Source organism: Gryllotalpicola protaetiae, assembly GCF_003627055.1.
Lineage (GTDB): Bacteria > Actinomycetota > Actinomycetes > Actinomycetales > Microbacteriaceae > Gryllotalpicola > Gryllotalpicola protaetiae.
Genome location: NZ_CP032624.1, coordinates 1,812,219 through 1,832,415, shown reverse-complemented (window position 1 = coordinate 1,832,415; position 20,197 = coordinate 1,812,219). Strand labels below are relative to the sequence as shown.

The 20,197-nt window shown below is 70.4% G+C and carries 17 protein-coding genes; 10 read left to right on the top strand and 7 right to left on the bottom strand.

Annotated features, from left to right (window positions below; all coding sequences use genetic code 11):
- Window positions 1-13 precede the first annotated feature (13 nt).
- Genes D7I44_RS09025 through D7I44_RS09010 form a run of 4 tightly spaced genes read left to right on the top strand, consistent with a single transcriptional unit; the run spans window position 14 to window position 5,290 of the window.
- A complete protein-coding gene (locus tag D7I44_RS09025; protein WP_120789195.1) occupies window positions 14-1,663 on the top strand; it encodes an ABC transporter substrate-binding protein in 1,650 nt (549 codons plus the stop codon).
- Window positions 1,660-3,357, top strand: coding sequence for a dipeptide ABC transporter ATP-binding protein (locus D7I44_RS09020; protein ID WP_120789194.1), 1,698 nt, complete (start codon window positions 1,660-1,662; stop codon window positions 3,355-3,357). The genes D7I44_RS09025 and D7I44_RS09020 overlap by 4 nt, the downstream gene beginning before the upstream one ends.
- Window positions 3,354-4,292, top strand: a complete 939-nt coding sequence (locus D7I44_RS09015; protein ID WP_245979499.1) for an ABC transporter permease — start codon at window positions 3,354-3,356, stop codon at window positions 4,290-4,292. Before D7I44_RS09020 ends, D7I44_RS09015 begins: the two co-directional genes overlap by 4 nt.
- Entirely contained in the window at window positions 4,292-5,290 is a 999-nt protein-coding gene (locus tag D7I44_RS09010; protein ID WP_120789193.1) for an ABC transporter permease, read from the top strand. The genes D7I44_RS09015 and D7I44_RS09010 overlap by 1 nt, the downstream gene beginning before the upstream one ends.
- Here the strand turns inward: D7I44_RS09010 and D7I44_RS09005 are convergent, their stop codons facing one another.
- Genes D7I44_RS09005 through D7I44_RS08990 form a run of 4 tightly spaced genes read right to left on the bottom strand, consistent with a single transcriptional unit; the run spans window position 5,291 to window position 9,451 of the window.
- On the bottom strand, window positions 5,291-5,782 hold the full coding sequence (locus D7I44_RS09005; protein WP_120789192.1) for a GbsR/MarR family transcriptional regulator: 492 nt from the start codon (window positions 5,780-5,782) through the stop codon (window positions 5,291-5,293).
- A 3-nt stretch (window positions 5,783-5,785) separates the two neighbouring features.
- Window positions 5,786-7,399, bottom strand: coding sequence for an ABC transporter permease (locus tag D7I44_RS09000; RefSeq protein WP_120789191.1), 1,614 nt, complete (start codon window positions 7,397-7,399; stop codon window positions 5,786-5,788).
- A 2-nt stretch (window positions 7,400-7,401) separates the two neighbouring features.
- Entirely contained in the window at window positions 7,402-8,337 is a 936-nt protein-coding gene (locus D7I44_RS08995; RefSeq protein WP_120789190.1) for an ABC transporter ATP-binding protein, read from the bottom strand.
- Between the two features lie 49 nt (window positions 8,338-8,386).
- Window positions 8,387-9,451, bottom strand: a complete 1,065-nt coding sequence (locus D7I44_RS08990) for a PrsW family intramembrane metalloprotease (RefSeq protein WP_120789189.1) — start codon at window positions 9,449-9,451, stop codon at window positions 8,387-8,389.
- Window positions 9,452-9,486: 35 nt separating this feature from the next.
- Here D7I44_RS08990 and D7I44_RS08985 point away from each other — a divergent pair, with 35 nt between their 5' ends.
- Both D7I44_RS08985 and D7I44_RS08980 read left to right on the top strand, forming a co-directional pair.
- Entirely contained in the window at window positions 9,487-10,815 is a 1,329-nt protein-coding gene (locus D7I44_RS08985; RefSeq protein ID WP_120789188.1) for an MATE family efflux transporter, read from the top strand.
- Between the two features lie 21 nt (window positions 10,816-10,836).
- The gene (locus D7I44_RS08980; protein WP_120789187.1) at window positions 10,837-12,216 is read left to right on the top strand and encodes a glucose-6-phosphate dehydrogenase; all 1,380 of its coding nucleotides are present in this window, start codon (window positions 10,837-10,839) and stop codon (window positions 12,214-12,216) included.
- Here D7I44_RS08980 and D7I44_RS08975 read toward each other — a convergent pair.
- Entirely contained in the window at window positions 12,213-13,304 is a 1,092-nt protein-coding gene (locus D7I44_RS08975; RefSeq protein WP_120789186.1) for a LacI family DNA-binding transcriptional regulator, read from the bottom strand. The genes D7I44_RS08980 and D7I44_RS08975 overlap by 4 nt on opposite strands.
- A gap of 125 nt (window positions 13,305-13,429) precedes the next feature.
- Here D7I44_RS08975 and D7I44_RS08970 point away from each other — a divergent pair, with 125 nt between their 5' ends.
- On the top strand, window positions 13,430-14,716 hold the full coding sequence (locus D7I44_RS08970; protein ID WP_120790871.1) for an MFS transporter: 1,287 nt from the start codon (window positions 13,430-13,432) through the stop codon (window positions 14,714-14,716).
- A gap of 54 nt (window positions 14,717-14,770) precedes the next feature.
- Here D7I44_RS08970 and D7I44_RS08965 read toward each other — a convergent pair whose 3' ends face one another.
- Window positions 14,771-15,376, bottom strand: a complete 606-nt coding sequence (locus tag D7I44_RS08965; protein WP_120789185.1) for a TetR/AcrR family transcriptional regulator — start codon at window positions 15,374-15,376, stop codon at window positions 14,771-14,773.
- Between the two features lie 90 nt (window positions 15,377-15,466).
- Here D7I44_RS08965 and D7I44_RS08960 point away from each other — a divergent pair, with 90 nt between their 5' ends.
- Window positions 15,467-16,978 carry an FAD-dependent monooxygenase gene (locus D7I44_RS08960; protein WP_162940166.1) on the top strand — a complete coding sequence of 504 codons (1,512 nt, stop codon included), beginning with the start codon at window positions 15,467-15,469 and terminating at the stop codon, window positions 16,976-16,978.
- Window positions 16,979-17,076: 98 nt separating this feature from the next.
- On the opposite strand, the gene D7I44_RS08955 is transcribed toward D7I44_RS08960, so the two are convergent.
- The gene (locus D7I44_RS08955; RefSeq protein ID WP_162940165.1) at window positions 17,077-17,469 is read right to left on the bottom strand and encodes a VOC family protein; all 393 of its coding nucleotides are present in this window, start codon (window positions 17,467-17,469) and stop codon (window positions 17,077-17,079) included.
- A 38-nt stretch (window positions 17,470-17,507) separates the two neighbouring features.
- Here D7I44_RS08955 and nucS point away from each other — a divergent pair, with 38 nt between their 5' ends.
- Together nucS and D7I44_RS08945 are read left to right on the top strand one after the other, a co-directional pair.
- Window positions 17,508-18,203, top strand: a complete 696-nt coding sequence (gene nucS / locus D7I44_RS08950) for an endonuclease NucS (protein ID WP_120790870.1) — start codon at window positions 17,508-17,510, stop codon at window positions 18,201-18,203.
- Window positions 18,204-18,286: 83 nt separating this feature from the next.
- A complete protein-coding gene (locus D7I44_RS08945; protein ID WP_162940164.1) occupies window positions 18,287-20,131 on the top strand; it encodes a cell wall-binding repeat-containing protein in 1,845 nt (614 codons plus the stop codon).
- Window positions 20,132-20,197: the final 66 nt, after the last annotated feature.

Genomic DNA, 20,197 nt, shown 5'->3' with positions numbered 1-20,197 from the left:
CGAAGGTGGACTAATGCGTAGATTCACCACGGCTGCCGCGGCAGTCGCCGTCGCGGGCGCCCTCGTCCTCACTGGCTGCTCGTCGCACGACACCACGGGCTCCTCGAAATCCGGCGGCACCCTGACCCTCCTCACCCCGGCCACCACAGTCTCTCTCGACCCCGCGTCGAGCCAGAACCTCGCGACGACCACGCTCGGTCTGATCGACCGCCGGCTCACCACCTGGGACGTCGAGCCGGGCAAGGACGCGAAGGTCGTCCCGGATCTCGCGACGAACACGGGCGACGTCAGCGACAACGGCAAGACGTGGACCTACACCCTCAAGAGCGGTCTCAAGTTCTCTGACGGTTCGCCGGTCACGAGCGAGGACATCAAGTACGGCATCGAGCGGTCGTTCAGCGACCAGCTGCAGGGCGGCCTGAGCTACCACAAGACGCTGCTGGTGGGCGGCGACAGCTACACCGGCCCGTTCGACGGCAAGAGCCTCGACTCGATCGAGACCCCGAACGACAAGACCATCGTCTTCCACCTGAACAAGGCGTTCGGCGACTGGCCCTGGATCGCCTCGATGCCCGCGTTCTCGCCCGTGAAGCAGTCGAACGGCAGCCCGGTCGACTACTCCAAGGCGCCGATCACCACCGGCCCGTACAAGGTGCAGGCGATCAAGGACGGCACGGCGCTCACGCTCGTGCGCAACAAGTACTGGAGCAAGTCGACGGATGCCGTGCGCACGGCCTCCGCCGACAAGGTGGTGTTCCTCGAGAGCCAGAACCAGTCCACCGCGGTGCAGAACCTGATCAACGGCACCGGGCCGTACAAGGACGCGTTCGACGTGCAGTACCTCGGTGCGTCCGATCTGGCATCCGTCACTCACAACGCGGCCGCGAAGTCGCGCCTCGCCACCTCGAAGGCCGGCCCTATCCAGTACCTGTCGCTCAACACGCAGCGGGGCGAGCTGGCGAACCTGAAGGTGCGCCAGGCGATCGAGTACGCGGTCGACAAGCAGTCGTACCTCGTCGCCTCCGGTGGCGACCAGGCCGGCACCTATGCGAGCACCCTCATCACGCCTGGGATCGCCGGCCGCGTCGACTACGACCTCTACAAGGCACCCGCCTCAGGCGACGTGGCCAAGGCCAAGGATCTGCTCAGCCAGGCGGGCGTCAGCTCTCTGACGCTCACGCTGCTCACCCAGAACGACGCGGCGTCGCTCGCGCAGGCCCAGGCGATCCAGCAGGGTCTCAAGCGTGCGAACATCACGGTCACGCTCAAGACGGAGGACGCGGATTCGTTCTACACCGACGTCGCCGTCAGCCACCCGACGTTCGACCTCGCGCTGATGAGCTGGCAGCCCGACTTCCCGTCGGCGAACTCGAACATCTCCCCGTTGTTCGACTCGAGCCAGATCGGGAACGGCAACTTCAACGTGTCGCAGTATTCGAACCCGAGCGTGGACGCGGCGATCGCCGCCGCTCAGGCCGAGGTCGACCCTCAGAAGGCGCAGGCCGATTGGGCCGCGATCGACAAGCAGATCATGGCCGACGCCCCCGTCGTGCCGCTGATCTATGCGAAACAGTCCTTCCTGCGTGGCGCAGGGGTCGGGAACTTCTTCATCCCATCCTTCCCCGCCTATCCGGACTACCGGACCGTCACGCTGGGGAAGTGAGCCCCTTCACTTCCACCCCGGTCGTCCGCGTCCGGGAGCTGAGTATCTCCTTCGCCGGCGCAGACGGCGCGTCAGGAGCCGGCCGAGTCGTCGACTCGGTCGGCTTCGACCTCGTACCGGGCCGCGTGCTCGCCCTCGTCGGCGAGTCGGGATCGGGCAAGTCGGTGACGGCGATGAGCGTGCTCGGGCTGCTGCCCGAATCGGCGCGGGTGAGCGGCAGCGTGCTGCTGGAGGGCCACGAACTGATCGGCGCCCCGGCCGCCGAGCTTCGCGCGATCCGCGGCGGGCGCATCGGCACGGTGTTCCAGGAGCCGATGAGCGCCTTCGACCCCGTGTACCCGATCGGGCGCCAGATCGCCGAGGCGATCAGGGTGCACCGGCCGGGCATGCGGGGCCGCGCCCTGCGCGAGCGCGTGACCGAACTGCTGCGATCCGTCGGATTGGCGGATGCCGCGCGTATCGCCGCCTCGCACCCGCACGAGCTCTCGGGCGGCCAGCTGCAGCGCTCCATGATCGCGATGGCGATCAGCTGCGACCCCATCGCGATCATCGCCGACGAGCCGACGACCGCGCTCGACGTCACGGTGCAGGCGGGCATCCTCGACCTGCTGCGCGGGCTGCGCGACACGCGGAACACCGCGATCCTGCTGATCACGCACGACATGGGCGTGGTCGCCGACCTCGCCGACGACGTGCTCGTGATGCGTCGCGGCGAGGCGCTCGAGTCGGGAACGGTCGCCGAGGTGTTCGCGGCCCCGCGGTCCCCGTACACACGCGGATTGCTGGCCGCGGTGCCGACGCTGGCCGAATTGAGTGAGACGGATGCCGGGGGTGAGGTCGCTGCCGACGCAGCGCCCCCCAAGGAATCCGCCGACGATCCCGCGGTGGTCCTCGACGATGCGAGCGTCGTGTTCCGGCGCCGAGGCATCGCCGTGCGCGCCGTCGACGGGGTCGGTTTCACGATCGGCCGCGGCGAGGTCGTCGGCCTAGTCGGCGAGTCGGGCTCGGGCAAGTCCACCATCGGCCGCGCGCTCGTCGGGCTCGTCGCGGTGGCGAGCGGGCGGGTGAGCGTCGCCGGCGTCGAGCTCGGTCGTGCCGGCCGCGGCGAGCGCCGCCGCGCGCGCAGCCGCATCGGCTATGTCTTCCAGGACCCGGCGTCGTCGCTGAACCCGCGCAACACGATCGCGGACAGCATCGCCGAGCCGTTCGTGCTGCACACGCGGCTGTCCGCCGCCGAGCGGGCCGCCCGTGTGCGCGAGCTGCTCGAGCAGGTGCAGCTGCCTGCGGACTTCGCCGAGCGCTACCCGCACGAGCTGTCGGGCGGCCAGCGCCAGCGCGTGGCGATCGCACGCGCCCTCGCGCTGGACCCCGAGCTGCTGATCGCCGACGAGCCGACCAGTGCGCTGGACGTCTCGGTTCAGGCGTCCGTTCTCGAGCTCCTCAAGCAGCTGCAGGCACAGCATGGCTTCGCGTGCCTGTTCATCAGTCACGACCTGGCCGTCGTGCGCCGGCTCGCCGACCGGGTGGTCGTCCTGTACGGGGGCCGCGTGGTCGAACAGGGACCGGCGGCCGAGGTTCTGGGTGCGCCGAGCGAGCCGTACACCCGGCGCCTGCTGGCCGCCGCGCCCGTCGCCGATCCGGCAGCGCAGGCGCAGCGGCGCGTGCAGTGGCGCGAGCTGGAGGTCGCGCGGTGAACGTCTGGAATCATCTGCGGCGCGACCCGTGGGCGCTCGCCGGCATGATCGTCGTCGCCCTCTTCGTGCTGGCGGCGATCTTCGCGCCGCTGATCACCGCGATCAACGGGCAGGACCCCTATACCTACCATCTGCACGCGCTCGACAGCAGCGGCTCCCCCAAGGGCTGGGGCGGCGGCATCTCATGGCAGCACTGGTTCGGCGTCGAGCCGCTGACCGGCCGCGACCTGTTCGCGATCGTGGTCTACGGCGGCCGCATCTCGATCACGGTCGGTGTGCTCGCCACGGCGGTCGCGGTGACGATCGGGGTGGCCGTCGGCCTCACCGCCGGCTACTTCGGCGGCTGGTACGACCGCATCGTGAGCCGCGTGGTCGACGTGATGCTCGGGTTCCCGAGCCTGATCTTCATGATCTCGCTCACGGCGATCGTCGCGGCGTCCTTCCCTCGACCCGTGTTGATGGTGCTGGTGATCGGATTCTTCGGCTGGCCCGCCGTGTCGAGGGTGGTCCGCGGGCAGGCGCTCTCGATCCGTCGGCGCACCTTCGTGGTCGCCTCCGAGGCGATGGGGGCCGGCGACGGGCATGTCCTCTGGCGGCAACTGCTTCCCAATGTGGGCGCGACGATCATCGTCTACGCGACGATCCTCGTGCCGGCGATGATCGGCACGGAGGCGGCGCTGTCGTTCCTCGGGGTCGGCGTGCCGCCGCCCACGCCCTCCTGGGGTCGGGCGATCGGCGACGCCGTCGCCTGGTTCTCCACCGAACCGGCCTATCTGGTGTTCCCGGGTGGGGCGCTGTTCCTGATCACGCTCGGTCTGAACGCCTTCGGCGACGGCCTGCGAGACGCCCTGGATCCGCGGGTCAACCGCCGACGCGGCATCCGCCGCCCACATCCCCGCCCGCAGCCGAGCCAGCACGAGAAGGTGACCGCCTGATGCGCATCGCCCGCCTCATCGCCACTCGCCTCGTCGGTGTGGTCGTCGTGCTGCTGGTCGTGACCGCCATCACGTTCGTGATCTTCTACCTGCTGCCGGCGAACCCCGCGCAGCTCTCGTGCGGCAAGCCGTGCACCCCCGAGAACCTTGCACGCGCGAAGGACTTCCTCGGGCTCAACCTTCCCTGGTACGGGCAGTTCTGGGCGTTCCTCAAGGGCATCGTCGTGGGCCGCACCTTCGGGACCGGCGCCGGAGCGATCGCCTGCGCAGCGCCCTGCTTCGGCTACTCGTTCCAGCTGAACACGCCTGTCACCGAGCTGATCCTGACCCGCTTCCCCGTCACCGCCTCGATCGCGGGGGGCGCCGCCGTGCTCTGGTTCGTGTCGGGGGTCGCCGGTGGTGCGATCGCGGCCGTGTGGCGCCGCCGGGCCGCCGATAGGGCGATCATGACGGTCGCGATCGCGGGCGTCTCGGCGCCCGCGTACCTGGTCGGGATGCTGTTGATCCTGCTGTTCGGCTTCGCCCTCGGCTGGCTGCCGACCGGCGGCTACGAGCCGTTCGGGGACGACCCCGTCGGCTGGTTCACGCACCTGCTGCTGCCCTGGACGGCGCTGGCCTTCATCAGCGCCGCCGTCTACGCGCGGCTCACCCGCAGCGAGCTCATCGACCAGCTCGGGCAGGACTACATCCGCACCGCCCGCGCGAAGGGGCTCGGCGAGGGGGCGGTGATCATGCGGCATGGGCTGCGCAATGCGCTCATCCCCGTCGTGACGCTCTTCGGCCTCGACCTCGGCACGCTGCTGGGCGGCGCCGTGATCTCCGAGCGCGTCTTCTCGATGCAGGGCATCGGCGCGCTCCTGATCGATTCGATCAACCGGCTCGACCTGCAGGTCGTCGTCGGAGTGACGCTGTTCGCGGCGTTCCTGATCGCCATCGCGAACCTGCTGGTCGACATCGTCTACGGCGTGATCGACCCGAGGGTGCGCGCCGCCCGCTAGCTATCCCTCGCGCTCGGCGACCTCTGCCGCGCGCGTCGCGACCCATTCTTCGTAGAGGCCCGGCATACGGGTGCGCATGAACTCGAAGAACTCCTGCATCTCGACCAGGCGCGCCAGCGGGCCGGCGGCTTCGGCCTGCTGCGCCGCCAAAATGCCGTCGGGAAGCAGGGCGGCGATCTCGGCGTAGAACGGCGGCTGCCGCAGCGACGCGGTGTACCAGGCCGCCTCGGGGAGCTCGTAGAGCTCCTTGCGCGAGCCACGGTGTGCCCGGCGCCGCACCATGCCGAGCCGCTCGAGGTACTTCACCGCGCCGGAGACCGCGGCCGCGCTGATGCCGAGTCGCTCCTTCAACTCGACGGCCGTCAGCGCGGCATCCGTCGACATCATCAGCGTCATCAGCACGCGCGACGCCATCCGCGGGAAGCCGGCAACGGTGAACAGGGCCGCCAGCCGTTCGGCGTGCTCCTGCAGGGCGTCCGCGCGCGCGGGCACCCGCTACGCCCCGGGTTTCGTGTCGCGCAGGCCGAACAGGTATACGGATGCCACACCCAGCACGATAGCCAGCGCAGCCATCACCCACCCGCCGGCGAAATCGGGGTGCGGCAGCGCGATCGCCGGGGTGTGCGCGAACGGAGCGAGGTCCCTGGCCCACTGAGGCAGGCCGAACAGCGGACCGAACAGGCCGAGGATCGCCCCGAGGGCGAAGATCGTCCAGCCGACCGCGACCGTGGCCACGGGGAGGGCAGCGAACACGAGCGCGACGACGCCCAGGAAGACGAGCACGGCCGGCGTCTCCCACACGATCGCCCAGAACCAGGTCGCGAAGCCGCCGCCAGCGGAGCCCGCGACCGCGCCGGCGACCAGACCGCCGAGCACAAGCGCGATGACCGCGCCGACGGCCGCGACGACGATGAAGGAGAGCATCCAGCGCGCGCGGCCGGCCGCGGTGCTGAGAACATCGTCGGCGCCTCCAGCGGATTCCTCCTGCCGCAACCGCATCGCCCCCTGCACGCAGATCGCCGAGGCGAGCAGCCCGGAGAAGATCGCGCCGATGTTCGCGAACGCCCGCAACATCGAACCGCTGCCTCCCCCGATCTCGGTCAACACCCCCGTGACGTTCGAGTCCGCAGTCCGCAACTGGTCGACCATCACCCCCGACAGCCCGCCGAGCAACAGGGCTCCCGCGACGACGCTCGCGATCCAGCCGACGAGCACCCCACGCTGCAGGCGCAGCGCGAGTCCGAGGGTGCCGCCGAGCCAGGCGGATGCCCCAGCCCGCCCCTTCCGCTCGGCGAACACGCCCTCGCCGACGTCGCGCCTGTCCTGCACGACGAGGGCGATCGCGGTGAGCACGGCGAAAGTCGCCACACCGAGCAGAAGCGGCCACCACCGGCTGTCGTCCGCCCAGGGCCTCGCACGCTGCGCCCAGCCGATCGGGCTCGCCCAGATCGGCCACGCCGGGGTCAACGTCAGCGTGTCGAAGTGCGGGGTGCCCGCGGCGTCGCCTATGCCGCGAGCGACGTAGGCGATCAGAGCGATGGTCGCCGCCCAGCCGTTGGCCGCCCGGCCGGCTGGGAACAGCTGCGCGAGCAGGAACGCGACGCCGACGAAGGACAGGCCGACCATGCCGCAGCCCGCCCCGAAGAGCCACGACCCCGCCGCGGGGAGGCCACCTGCCAGGCATCCGACCGCCAGCGCGGCCGTCGCGATGGCGTTCGCGACGACTCCGAGCGCGATGACGGCGAACGACGGCGTCATGCGCCCGGCCGCGGTCGACGCGATCGTCTCGGTCTGGCCCGTCGCCTCTTCGGCGCGGCTGTGCCGCACCACGAGGAAGGTGGACTGGAACGCGACCAGGAGCGCGATGAAGGTGAGGCCGAGCAAGGCCATGAAGTCGCCCGCACTCGTGCCCTGCGGCGTGCCGCGGAACAACAGGATCGCGGGCGTCACCATCAGCACCTTGACGGTCGCCGTGCGTTCGGCGATCGTGCCGTAGGTCGTGTGCACAGCGCTCGCGACCATGTAGGCGAGCAGGAAGTGGACGACAGCCCAGACGATCAGCTGGGTGCGGTCGCGCCGCAGGCGGAAGCGGAGCAGGGTGCCGAACATGCTCACGCCTCGGCTGGTGCGACGACGTCGCCGTAGTGCCGCAGGAACAGCTCTTCGAGCGACGGCGGCGCGACCTGCAGACCCGCGACCCCGAGTGCGCCGAGGGCCGGCAGCGCGGCGGCGACCTGGTCGGAGTCGACGGTGAACGACACGCGCCCCTCGTTCAGCCCGATGTCGTGTGCCCCGGGGATGCCGGCGAGCTGGGCATCCGTCAGACCGTTGCGCTCGAACGAGAACGAGGTGCGGGTCAGGTGCCGCAGCTCGGTCATCGTGCCCGACTCGACGACCTTGCCGGCGCGCACGATCGAGATGCGCGTGCACAGCTTCTCGACCTCGCTCAAGATATGCGAGCTGAGCAGCACCGTGCCGCCGCGCTCTGCCGCGGCGCCGACCTGCTTCGTGAACACCGCCTCCATCAGCGGGTCGAGCCCGCTCGTCGGCTCGTCGAAGATGTAGAGGTCGGCGGGGTGCGAGAGCGCGGCGATCAGGGCGACCTTCTGCCGGTTGCCCTTCGAATAGGACCGCGCCTTCTTGCTCGGATCGAACTGGAACTCCTCGATCAGCTGCGCCCGGGCGGCCGTGTAGGCCTCGGATTTCGTGTCGCCGCCGCGCAGCTTCACGAGCAGATCGATCGTCTCGCCGCCGCTCAGGTTGGGCCAGAGCGCGACGTCTCCAGGAATGGTCGAGATGCGGCGATGCAGGGCGGATGCCTCACGCCACGGGTCCGCGCCGAAGACCCGCGCCTCGCCGCCGGTCGCACGGGCGAGCCCGAGCAGGATGCGGATCGTGGTGGACTTCCCCGCCCCGTTGGGCCCGAGATAGCCGTGCACCTCCCCCTGGGTGACCGTGAGGTCGAGCCCGTCGAGGGCGTGGACCTTGCCGAAGTGCTTCGCGAGGCCCCGGATCTCGATGACCGGGGCGGCGCCTTCAGAATTCATGGCGCAGACTGTACGCCACTTTCACAATTTTGTGAACATAGGAAAAGCGTCAGGAGTTCGGCTCGGCCTCGCGGGCGAGATCGCGGCGTTTGAGCGCGCGCGACACGAAGAGCCAGGCGAGGAACGCCGCGATCACGTAGCCGAAGATCGCGAGCACCGTGATGCCCGCACCGACGTTCACGTCGTCGGCGTTGTCGGCCGCGCTCGCACCCAGGTCGAAGAGGCTGTGCGCGACCGCAGAGGCCGCCCACGCGCCCACGGCGCCGATCGCGAAGCGGTAGCGGCCGTTCCGCGCCACGGCGAACCAGGCCGCGGTCGCGAGCCCCGTGAGCACCGGGTGCAGGAACGGACCGAGCAGCTGGCGCGAGATGGCCGTGCTGAGCGTGCCGACGAGGGCGCCGTTGTGTGCAAGCCCGACCGACCACGCGGTCTCGAGATAGCCGAGATTCTCCACGAACGCGAACCCGAACCCGACCGCGGCGCCCACGAACAGTCCGACCCGGCCGTTCTTCACCGGAAGCGAGCGGCCGAGCACGAGCGCCGCGGCGAGTTTGCACGTCTCCTCCACGAAGCCGACCACCGCGAGGCTCGTGATGCTCGGTGAGGCATCCGTACCCCCGGCGAACGCGTTGATCGTGCCGTTCAGCATGCCGGCCGCGACGGCCGCGAGGAAGCCGGCGAGCAGTCCCCCGCCGATCAGCCGGCCGATCGACAGCCCCCAGCGCGCGGGCACGCGGTACGCCAGCGTGTAGAGGAACCCGGCGATCACGCACCCGCTGCCGATCAGCAGCAGGATCGGGTCGAGCACCTCGTAGTCCCGCGGCGACGGTCGCTGCACATCGCGCAGCAGCCACGCCACCAAGAACTCGAGGCCGATGATGGCGACGGCACCGAGGGTGATCCAGAGCCCGCCCCACGGGCCGAGCCACGTGCGCGGCGGCTTCGGGGGCTTCGACGGCCGCACGTAGGGCTGGGGCGGCGCGAGCTGCGCGGCCGGCGGGTGCATCGTGCGCCAGTCCTGCGGCGGCGGCGCCGGCCGGGGCGCCGGCTGCTGCGGCGCCTGCCAGGCGGGCTGCTCGGGCGACACCGGCGCGCGGCCTTCGGGGTCGGTCATGCTGGCATTCTTGCCGACCCTGCCAAGATCGGACGATGCCCCTGCTCACGGCGCGCGCCGTCGACCGCGAGATCCTCGCACTCGCCATCCCCGCGCTCGGCGCGCTCATCGCCGAGCCGGTCTTCCTGCTCGTCGACAGTGCGCTCGTCGGGCACCTCGGACAGATCCCGCTCGCCGCCCTCGGCCTCGCGAGCGCGGTGCTGCAGACCGTCGTCGGGCTGATGGTGTTCCTCGCCTACGGCACGACACCCGCCGTCGCGCGGCGGCTCGGCGCGGGCGATCGGCCTGGGGCGATCTCACTGGGTGTCGACGGCACCTGGCTGGCCACGGCGCTCGGCCTGATTCTGGGGGCGGCCGGATTCCTCACCGCACCGTTCCTCGTCGGCGCGTTCGGCGCCGCGGCGGACGTGACGGAGCAGGCATCCGCCTATCTGCGTGTCGCCATGATCGGGCTGCCGGCCATGCTCATCGTGTATGCCGCGACCGGCTTGCTGCGCGGCCTGCAGGACACACGCACCCCGCTCGCGGTCGCGGTCGCGGGCTTCATCGCGAACGCCGGGCTGAACGCACTCTTCATCTACGGACTCGGGCTCGGCATCGTCGGATCGGCGGTCGGCACCGATGTCGCGCAGTGGGGCATGGTCGCCGCCTATGTCGTGGTGATCTGGCGGCGGGCCCGCATCGAGCAGGCCTCGCTGCGGCCGCACGCGCGCGGGGTGCTCGGGGTCGCGGGCGCCGGGTGGTGGCTGCTGATCAGAACCGCGTCGCTGCGGGCCGCCCTGCTGCTCGCGACCTGGGCGGCGACCAGGCTCGGCTCGGTCGAGCTCGCCGGATGGCAGCTCGTGATGACGGTGTTCAACACGCTCGCCTTCGCCCTCGACGCACTCGCGATCGCGGTGCAGGCGCTGATCGGGCACGGCCTGGGGGCGGCGGATGTCCCGCGGGTGCGCGCCGTGCTGCGACGCTGCCTGGAATGGGGCATCGGGTCGGGCGTTGTGCTCGGCGCCTTCGTACTCGTGCTCTCGCCGTGGCTCGGGCACGCGTTCACGCGTGACGCGAACGTGCTCGCCATCCTTCCTGTCGGGGTCGCTCTGATCGCGGTCGCCGCGCCCCTCGACGGCTACGTCTTCGTCCTCGACGGCGTGCTGATCGGGGCGGGCGACGCGCGCTACCTCGCGCTCACCGGGCTTCTCAACCTGGCCTGCTTCGTGCCGTGCGCGCTGCTCGTTGCGCGGTTCGCGCCGGCGGGTGTGCTCGGATTCGCGCTGCTCTCGGCATCCTTCGCCTTCATCTATCTGGGCGCCCGCGCGCTCACCCTCGGCCTGCGCGCCCGCTCCCCGCGCTGGCTCGTGACGGGCGCCTGACAACCGGGTACGTTCGGGAACGTGGCCACGACGAAGAAGTCCGCGAAGACCGAAGCTGCGACGCTGCTGATTCTGGGAGCGAGCGGCGACCTCGCCTCCCGCCTGCTCATGCCGGGCCTCGGCGGCCTCCTCACCGTGCAGCCGGACCGGCGGGTGCAGCTGATCGGCGCGGGCGTCGAGACCTACGCGGATGCCGCATGGAAGGACCGCGTCACGGCGGCCATGACGAAGGGCGACGCGAAGGGCCCAGCCGTCACCGACTTGCTGAAGCACACGAGCTATCTGACCGCCGACGTCACGAAGGCGGCCGACTGGAAGCAGTTGCTCGCCGCCTGCGACAGCCCGCCGGCGATCTACTTCGCTCTGCCGCCCGCCATCACGGCGAAGGCGTGCGATGCCCTGGTCGGCCTGCTGCCCGACGGGGCGCGGCTCGCGCTCGAGAAGCCGTTCGGCACCGACGAGAAGTCCGCCCACGCCCTCAACGAGAAGCTCGCGACCCTCGCGCCGGAGGACCACGTCTTCCGTGTCGATCACTTCCTCGGCACGAGCGGGGTGCTCAACATCCTCGGCACGCGGTTCGCGAACCGGATCATCGAGCCTCTGCTCAACAACATCCACGTCGCCTCCGTCGAGATCGTGTTCGACGAGACGCTCGGCCTCGAGGGCCGCGCGCGCTACTACGACCACGCGGGGGCGCTGGTCGACATGATCCAGAGCCACCTGCTGCAGACGCTCGCGGTCGCCGCGATGGAGCCTCCCGCTGCCCTCGAGGCCACCGATGTGCGCGACCTCAAAGCGCTCGCCCTGCGCGCGACGAAGCTGTGGGGTGACGACCCGGCCACGGCTTCGCGCCGCGCGCGCTACACCGCCGGGACCATCGACGGACGCAAGCTGCCGTCGTACGTCGACGAAGAGGGCGTCAATCCGGCCAACGAGACCGAGACGCTGGCCGAGCTCAAGCTCGAGGTGCGCAACAACCGCTGGGCGGGCGTGCCGTTCACCCTGCGCAGCGGCAAGGGTCTCGGCACGAACCGGCACGAGATCGTCTTCACCTTCAAGGCGCCGGCACACGTGCCGGAGCGCATCCGCGGCTCCGACCGGCCGAACCGGCTGCGCCTCGACCTCAAGACGCTCGAGATGACACTCGAGCTCGACGTCAACGGGCCGGGCGACCCGTACACGATCGACAACGTCTCGCTCACCGCCGCGCTGAACCCAGGCCAGCTGCCTGCGTACGGCGAGGTGCTCGCCGGCGTGCTCGAGGGCGACCCCATGCTCGCCGTGCGCGGTGACACCGCAGAGGACTGCTGGCGCCTCGTGGACCCTGTGCTGAAGGCGTGGAAGGCCGGCAGGGTGCCGCTCGAGGAGTACCCGGCGGGCTCGTCGGGGCCCTGGGACTAGCGCGCGGGCTTCGCCGTCGTGTTGCCCTCGTGGAACTCGGCCGTGAACAGCTGGGTCTCGACGTCTTCGCCGGCGAGCATCGCCTTGATCGCGCGGCCGGCCGCACGACCCTTCTCGGCGGCGGGCTGCACGAGCGTCGTCAGGTCGTACGGCCACAGTCCGTCGACCTTCACCCCGTCGAACCCGATGACCGAGAGCTGCTCGGGCACCGAGATGCCCAGCTCTTCGGCCGCGCGGATCACCCCGGCTGCGAGCAGATCGCTCTGCGCGATGATCGCGGTGGGGCGGGCGGATGCCGGCGCCGAAAGCAGCTCGAGCCCGACGAGTCGCCCCTCTTCGACGTACGAGCCCGCGCCCGTGTGGGCGGGCGCGTCGGGGAACACGTCCCACGCTCCGGCGAGCCGCTCGAGCGTCGTCGCGCTCGTGCCCGCGGCCACGCGCGCCGGCGTCACGGGCGCGCGCAGGTGCTCGCGGTCGAGCGACAGCGCGACGATAGCGACCCGCTCGTGGCCGAGCCTCTTAAGGTGCTCGGCGCCCAGGCGGGTCGCCTCGCGGTTGTCCTGCAGGATCATGACGACGTCTTCGTCGCCCGGGTTGCCCTCGATCGCGACGACGGGCACACCCCGCGCGCGCAGGGTGGCGATGGATTCCTCGAAGCGCGGGCTGCAGCCCATCAGCACGGCCGCGTCGAGCGGGGCGTCACTCAGGGTGACAGGGGTCGCCTCGATGCCGCCGACCTCGCCGGCCACCTCGGTGAGCACGAGCAGACCGGCCTCGACCGAGCCGATCTCTTCGGAGATGCCGTCGAGGGTCGCGATCTTGATCGGGTCGCGGAAGGCGTCGCGCACGCGCTCTTCGAGCACCACCCCGACGATGCCGCTGCGGCCGCGGCGCAGCGAGCGGGCACGCGGGTCCGGGCCGGCGTAGTTCAGCTCGCGGGCGGCCTGCAGCACACGCTCTCGCGTCGCGTCGGAGACGGGACCCGTGCCGCTGAAGGCGAGCGACGCAGTGGAGGCGCTGACGCCTGCGCGCGCCGCGACGGCGGCGAGCGTGGGGCGATGCTCCACGGAGTTGTCGACGGCGGTCACGGGTGCTCCTTCGGGTGGCTTCCCTTCGGCGAGGGTTTCAGATAGCTTAGGCGGACCGTTGCATCGAATCGATTCGACAGTCGAATTCACAGCATCCGCCCCGACCTCTTCTAGTGAGCACCACCGTGAGCACCACCGCTTCCCGCACTCGACCCGCCGTCTCGCCTGAGCTGCGCAGGTGGCGCAACGCGATCTTCGTGATCTTCGCGCTCAGCGGTGTGCTGCTCGCGAGCTTCGCGGCGCGTCTGCCTGCGGCTCGCGATGCGCTCGGCATCGATCCGGGCCAGGTCGGGCTGCTCATCGTGTGCATCTCGCTCGGCGCGATCCTCGGCCTCGTCGTGGCGCCACCCGTCGCGCATCTCCTCGGCGCACGTGCCGGCATGGCCTGGGCGCTCGTCATCGGCTCGATCGGACTCGCGCTGGCGGGCCTCGGCGCCACGCTGTGGGGGAACATCGCGGTCACGGTCGTCGGCCTGATCCTGCTCGGTCTCGGCAATGGAGCCGTCGACGTGATGATGAACGTCTCGGGCGCGACGGTCGAGCGGCGCATCGGCCGCACTCTGATGCCGTTCATGCACGCGTGCTTCTCGATCGGCACCGTGCTCGGCGCGCTGGCCGGAGCCGGCGCGGCGGCGGCCGACGTGCCGACGTGGCTGCACCTCGGCGTCGTGAGCGTCGTGCTGATCGTCGTCGCCGTGATCGCGGTGCGCTTCGTGCCCGTCGCGCCGGGCGAGGTCGCAGGTCAGGCGGCGCCGGCCGAGGCATCCGCTTCTCTCCCCTCGCTCAGCGCGGGCGCACGGTTCCGCCGCTCGGTCGTCGAGCGCATCGTCGTCTGGCGCGACCTCACCCTGGTGCTCATCGGCGTCGTTATGCTCGGCATGGCGTTCGCCGAGGGCTCGGCGAACGACTGGATCGCGCTCGCGTCCGTCGACGACCACGGCACGACCAAGGCTCAGGGCGCACTCGTGCTCGACGTCTTCCTCGTCGCGATGACGCTCGGCCGCATCGCGGGCGGCCCCCTCGTGGACCGGCTCGGCCGGGTCTGGGCGATCCGCATCACGGCGAGCCTCGGGGTCGTCGGGCTGCTGCTGTTCATCCTCGGTGGCGACCCGGCGGTCTTCGTCACCGGCGCGGTGCTCTGGGGCCTCGGCGCCTCTCTCGGATTCCCGCTCGGCATGTCGGCGGCGGCCGACGACGAGCGCAACGCAACCACGCGCGTCGCGGCCGTCGCGATGATCGGCTATCTCGCGTTCCTCGGCGGGCCGCCGTTCATCGGGTTCCTCGCCGACCACGTGGGCATCCTGCACGCGCTGTTCGTAGTGCTCGCGCTCGTGGTTGCCGCGTTCTTCTGCGCTCCCGCACTGAAGCACCGCAGCTACGTCCAGACCGAGGCGACCGCGCACGGCCGTTGAGCGGTCGGCGCATCCCGTCGCACGCCGACGGCTCCGCTCGACCGAATCGGTGCCCTACCGGTACTGCTTCAGCAGCGGCAGGAAGAGCTCGTCGACGATCGACCGGATACGTGCAGGCTTCAGGGGCTTGAGGTCCATCAGCAGGTCGTGGCGCACCAGGTCGAACGGCATCGCGAGCACGGCCGCGGGGATCCTCTCGAGGTCGAGTTCGCCCCGCCTCTGCGCGCGCTCGTAGATCGATCGCATGCGCACGAGCCGCTGCTCGCCGAACACACGATCACGGACCTGCGTCGGCGTGAGACCGGTGTCGGCAGCCAGCCCGGCGAACACCGTGGACGCGGCGATCGCGAAGAATGCCGAGCGCGAGCTCGACATGCCGGTGAGCGCCGCGATCAGATCACCGCGCAGACTGCCGGTGTCGGGAAGGTCGACTGTGTGGCCCGCGCGGTAGTGCTCGAGGGCCGCGAGCACCAGTTCGTCTTTGTTCGCCCAGCGCCGGTACAGGACGGCGACGCCGGTGCTCGCACGCGCCGCCACCGACTCCATCGTCAGCTTCGCGAAGCCCATCGCCACGAGCTCATCCCACGCCGCTTCGAGCAGCGCGAACTCAAGTGCTGCACCGCGTCGACGCTGGCGCGAGGGTTCGGGCGAAGCATCCATCACATCCTCAGAATAAGAAATGGTTGCATATCTAAGCAAGTCAACCTACTCTTTTAAGAGAAGCAAACAACTCTTATATGGGAGGCATGCGTGACAACCGTGTTGATCGTCGGGGCCGGCCCGACCGGCCTGACGCTGGCAGTCGAATTGGCGCGGCGGGGCGTTCCGTTCCGCCTGATCGAGGCGGCCGAGGGCCCGCAGCGCGGCTCGCGCGGCAAGGGCGTCCAGCCCCGCACGATCGAAGTGTTCGAAAGCCTTGGCGTTGCGGACCGAGTCATCTCCAACGGGCGCTTCGCAATGCCGATGCGCATGGTCGCACCCGACGGCACCGAGACCGTGCGCAGCGGCGAGCCGCCCGAGCTGCGCGGGCGCCCTGACGTCCCCTACACAACCAGCCTCATCACGCCCGAGTGGCGTATCGAAGAGGCCCTGCGTGATCGACTCGCACAGCTCGGCGGCGTCGTTGAATTCGGCGCCGCGCTCACAGCGTTCGAGCAGACGGATTCCGGGGTGACGGCCACCATCGACAAGGCGGGCGTCGACGAGACGGTCGCCGTCGACTGGCTGGTCGGCGCCGACGGCGGCCACAGCGTGGTACGCAAGCATTCGCGTATCGCCTTCGAGGGTGAGACCCGCGAAGAGGTACGGATGCTCGTGGCCGACGTCGCCGTCGACGGGCTCGACCGCGACGCGTGGTACATGTGGAGCAGCGCCGAGGGACCGGTCACGCTCTGCCCGCTGCCGTCCACCACCATCTTCCAGTACCAGGCGGGCGTCGGGCCGGGGCAGAAGAGCGTCGAACTGAGCCTCGCGAACCTGCAGGAGACCCTCGAGCGGCGCACCGGCCGCACAGACCTGCGCTTGCACGAGCCCGAGTGGGCGACGCTCTGGCGTGCGAACATCCGCCTCGTCACGAGTTATCGCGACCGCAGGGTGTTCCTCGCCGGCGACGCGGCGCACATCCACTCCCCCGCGGGCGGCCAGGGAATGAACACCGGCATCCAGGATGCGTACAACCTCGGCTGGAAGCTCGCGGCCGTGGCAGCGGGTGCCGCACCTGCGCTCCTCGACAGCTACGAGGCCGAACGTCGGCCTGTCGCCGCTGGCGTGCTCACGCTTTCGAACGCGCGGCTCGCGCAGGCGATCACAGACAACGCTCTCGTCGGCAAGCGGGACGCCAGCACACTGCAGCTCGACGTCGGTTACCGCGGCTCGGCGCTCGCCCGCGACGATCGCGGCGATGACGACACGCTGCGCGCAGGCGACCGTGCGCCCGACGCCACGGAGCTGAGGACCGTCGACGGCACGCGGCGGCTGTTCGACCTGACCCGCGAAGGCGCGTTCACCCTGATCGCCTTCGGCGCTGCGCCTGAGCTCGCGGCGACGCCCGCCGGTCTCAGAATGCTGCGCGTGGTCGCCGAGCCGAACGGCCCCGGTGAGCTCGCCGACACCGCCGGCAACTTGGCCGCCGCCTACGGCCCGACCGATCGCACGCTCGTGCTGATCCGCCCCGACGGCTACATCGGGCTGATCTCCGATGCGGGCGATGCCGCCTCCGCCTCCGCCTATCTGACCGGGATCGGAGCCGGCTCGTTCGCCTGATCCCGTCCGCAGCCGCCAGCTCGGCACCTTTCCTTCGCCGCGCTCCCCGACAACACGACCACGGCCGGGCGCAGCCGCGGGTTGCCTCAGGCGGCCGGCTAGGCCGAGGGGTCGGCCCACATCGGCTCGAAGTGGTTCCCGTCGGGGTCGTCGAAGCCGTGCTGGTACATGAACCCGTAGTCGTCGGGCTCATCGAGCGTCGCCCCGGCTGCTGCGGCGCGCGCGACGAGCTCCTCGACCGCCTCGCGGCTCGGCAGGTCGAACGCGATCGCGGCGAGCGCGACCTTCGCCGGGTCGCCGAGTGTCTTCCCGCTCTTGACCATTCCCGCGAAGAACTCGCGCTCGACCACCATCAGGTACTGGCCGTCGGCGATGACGAAGCCCGTGCCGTGCTCGCTGCTGAAGCGCTCGTCGACGCTCCAGCCGATCGCCGTGAAGAACCGCGTCGAACGCTCGACGTCGGCAACAGGCACGCTCACATAGATGCTCACGCGCTCATGGTATGAGCGCGCTCCCGTATCCTCTACAGGTGCGTTTGGTGATCGCGACCTGTTCCGTCGAATATGCAGGGCGACTCTCGGCCCACCTTCCGCTCGCGACCCGGCTGCTCATGGTGAAGGCCGACGGCTCTCTGCTGGTGCACTCCGACGGCGGCTCGTACAAGCCGCTCAACTGGATGAGCCCGCCGTGCACGCTGACGCTCGCCGAGCCGACCGACGAGCAGGCCTCGGCCGGTGTCACTCAGGTCTGGACGGTCGCCGCCAACAAGACCGACGACAAGCTGATCGTGTCGATCCACGAGGTGCAGCACGACAGCGCGCACGAGCTCGGCGTCGACCCCGGCCTCGTGAAGGACGGCGTCGAGGCGCACCTGCAGAAGCTGCTCGCCGAGCAGATCGGGCTGCTCGGCGACGGCCACACGCTAGTGCGGCGCGAATACATGACGGCGATCGGGCCGGTCGACATCCTGGCGAGGGATGCTTCAGGCCGATCCGTCGCCGTCGAACTGAAGCGTCGTGGCGACATCGACGGCGTCGAGCAGCTGACCCGCTACCTCGAGCTGATGAACCGCGACCCGCACCTCGCGCCTGTGACGGGCGTCTTCGCCGCTCAGGAGATCAAGCCGCAGGCCCGCACGCTGGCGGAAGACCGCGGCATCCGCTGCCTCGTGCTCGACTACGAGACGATGAAGGGCGTCGACTCGGGCGTGCCGACCCTGTTCTGAGTGCCGTGTAGCGAATCGACAGTTTTTTGGCATAGCGTCTAGAAATCGCCATGCCTGGTGGCGGACGCAACAGAAGGAACGTCGTGCGCTCACCCCATCTCAGCCGCCTGGCGCTAGTCATGGCGTTCGCCGCCGCGCTCGCGACCGCCGCAGCCGTCGGATCGCCCGCCACTGCGCGCGCGGCTTCGATCGACTGCGCGTCGACCGGGTCCACACCGTCGCGCGCCGTGCAGGACGCCTGCGACGACCACGCCATGGGGTCCTCCCTGTTGACGGCGGCCGCGCCGGCGGCACCGGTGAGCGGCCCCCGGCTTCGCTCGCTCGCGGCGACTCCCGCAGCCTCGGCGAGTCCGTCCGGCAGTCTCATCAAGGGCTTCGACGTGAGCGGATACCAGGGCGCGAACCCGGACTTCACGGGCCTCGCCGCCAAGGGCTACAAGTTCGTGTTCATCAAGGCGAACGAGGCCACTGGGGTCTACAACGACTACTTCACCCAGCAGTGGGTCGACGCCGGGGCCGCGGGATTGATCCGTGGGGTCTACGACTTCGCACGCCCAGACCTCGACAGCGGGCCGACGGAGGCGCAAGCGTTCTACACGAACGGCGCCTCGCTGGCGGCCGGCGCCGCGGGAACCCTGCCTCCCGTCGTCGATCTCGAGCAGCCGGCTGCCGGCAAGCCGGACTGCTCGAACCTGAGCCAGAGCGGCATGGTGTCGTGGATCTCCTCCTACATCTCGACCCTCACCGGCCTCACTGGGCGCCAGCCGCTCATCTACTCGAACGCCGGCTGGTGGAGCGAGTGCACTGGGAACACCACGGCGTTCGTCGGCACCGCGAAGCTGTGGATCGCGAACTGGGTCAGCGGCGTGACGAGCCCGGCACCGTTCCCAGGCTGGGCCAGCTGGACGTTCTGGCAGTACAGCGACGCCCTCACCGACAACCCCACGGGCGGCGACGTCGACGTGTTCAACAGCACCGCGCTCAGCGATCTCGTGGCCACCGCGCGCTACGACCGCATCGCGGGCCCCGACCGCTTCGCGTCGAGCGTCGAGGCGTCCGAGACCTTCTCGCCCGGGGGAACCGTGTACCTCGCCAACGGCGAGAACTTCCCCGACGCCCTCTCAGCGGGCGCCGCGGCGGGGAAGGACGGCGCCCCGGTCCTCCTCGCCGACACGGACCAGATCACGGCGATGGTCGCCGATCGGCTCACAGCGCTCAAGCCCGCGAAGATCGTCGTGATCGGCGGAACCGCATCGATCAGCGACACCCTCAAGAGCAGCCTCACGCAGTACACGCAGTCGGGGAACAGCAGCAGCGTCGTGCGGGAGTCGGGCGCCGACCGCTTCGACACGAGCGCCGCCGTCGCGCAGGCGAGCTTCGCCCCTGGCGTGGGCACCGTGTACATCGCCTCGGGCATGACCTTCCCCGACGCTCTGTCCGCGTCGGCCGCCGCTGCCGCCCCGAGCACGGCAGGGCCGCTGCTGCTCGTCACGCCGGATCTCATCCCGCAGTCGGTGCGCGACGTCCTGACTCAGCTTCAGCCGCGCTCGATCACGGTGGTCGGCGGCTCTGCCGCCATCAGCGAGGACGTCTACGAACAGCTGAGCGCTCTGACGACCGGCGCGGTGACCCGGCTTGCCGGCGACGACCGCTTCGGCACCGGCGAGCAGATCGTCACCACCGAGTTCAGGCCCGGCGTCCCGATCGCCTATGTGGCCTCCGGCTTGAACTTCCCCGACGCCCTCGTCGGCGCGCCGCTCGCAGCGCTCTCGGGCTCGCCGGTGTTGATGGCGACCCCCACCGCTGTGCCCGGCGCGACCGCGGACGCGCTCACGGCGCTGCGACCGCAGAAGATCATCGTGCTCGGCGGCGCGAACTCGATCTCGCCGCAGGTGCAGGCGCAGCTGCAGAGCTACGTCGCCGGCTGACCCCGCGTTGAGCCTGTTGCAAAGCTGAACTTTCCTTTACCGGGCGCGTAGACCGGCGCGTCTACA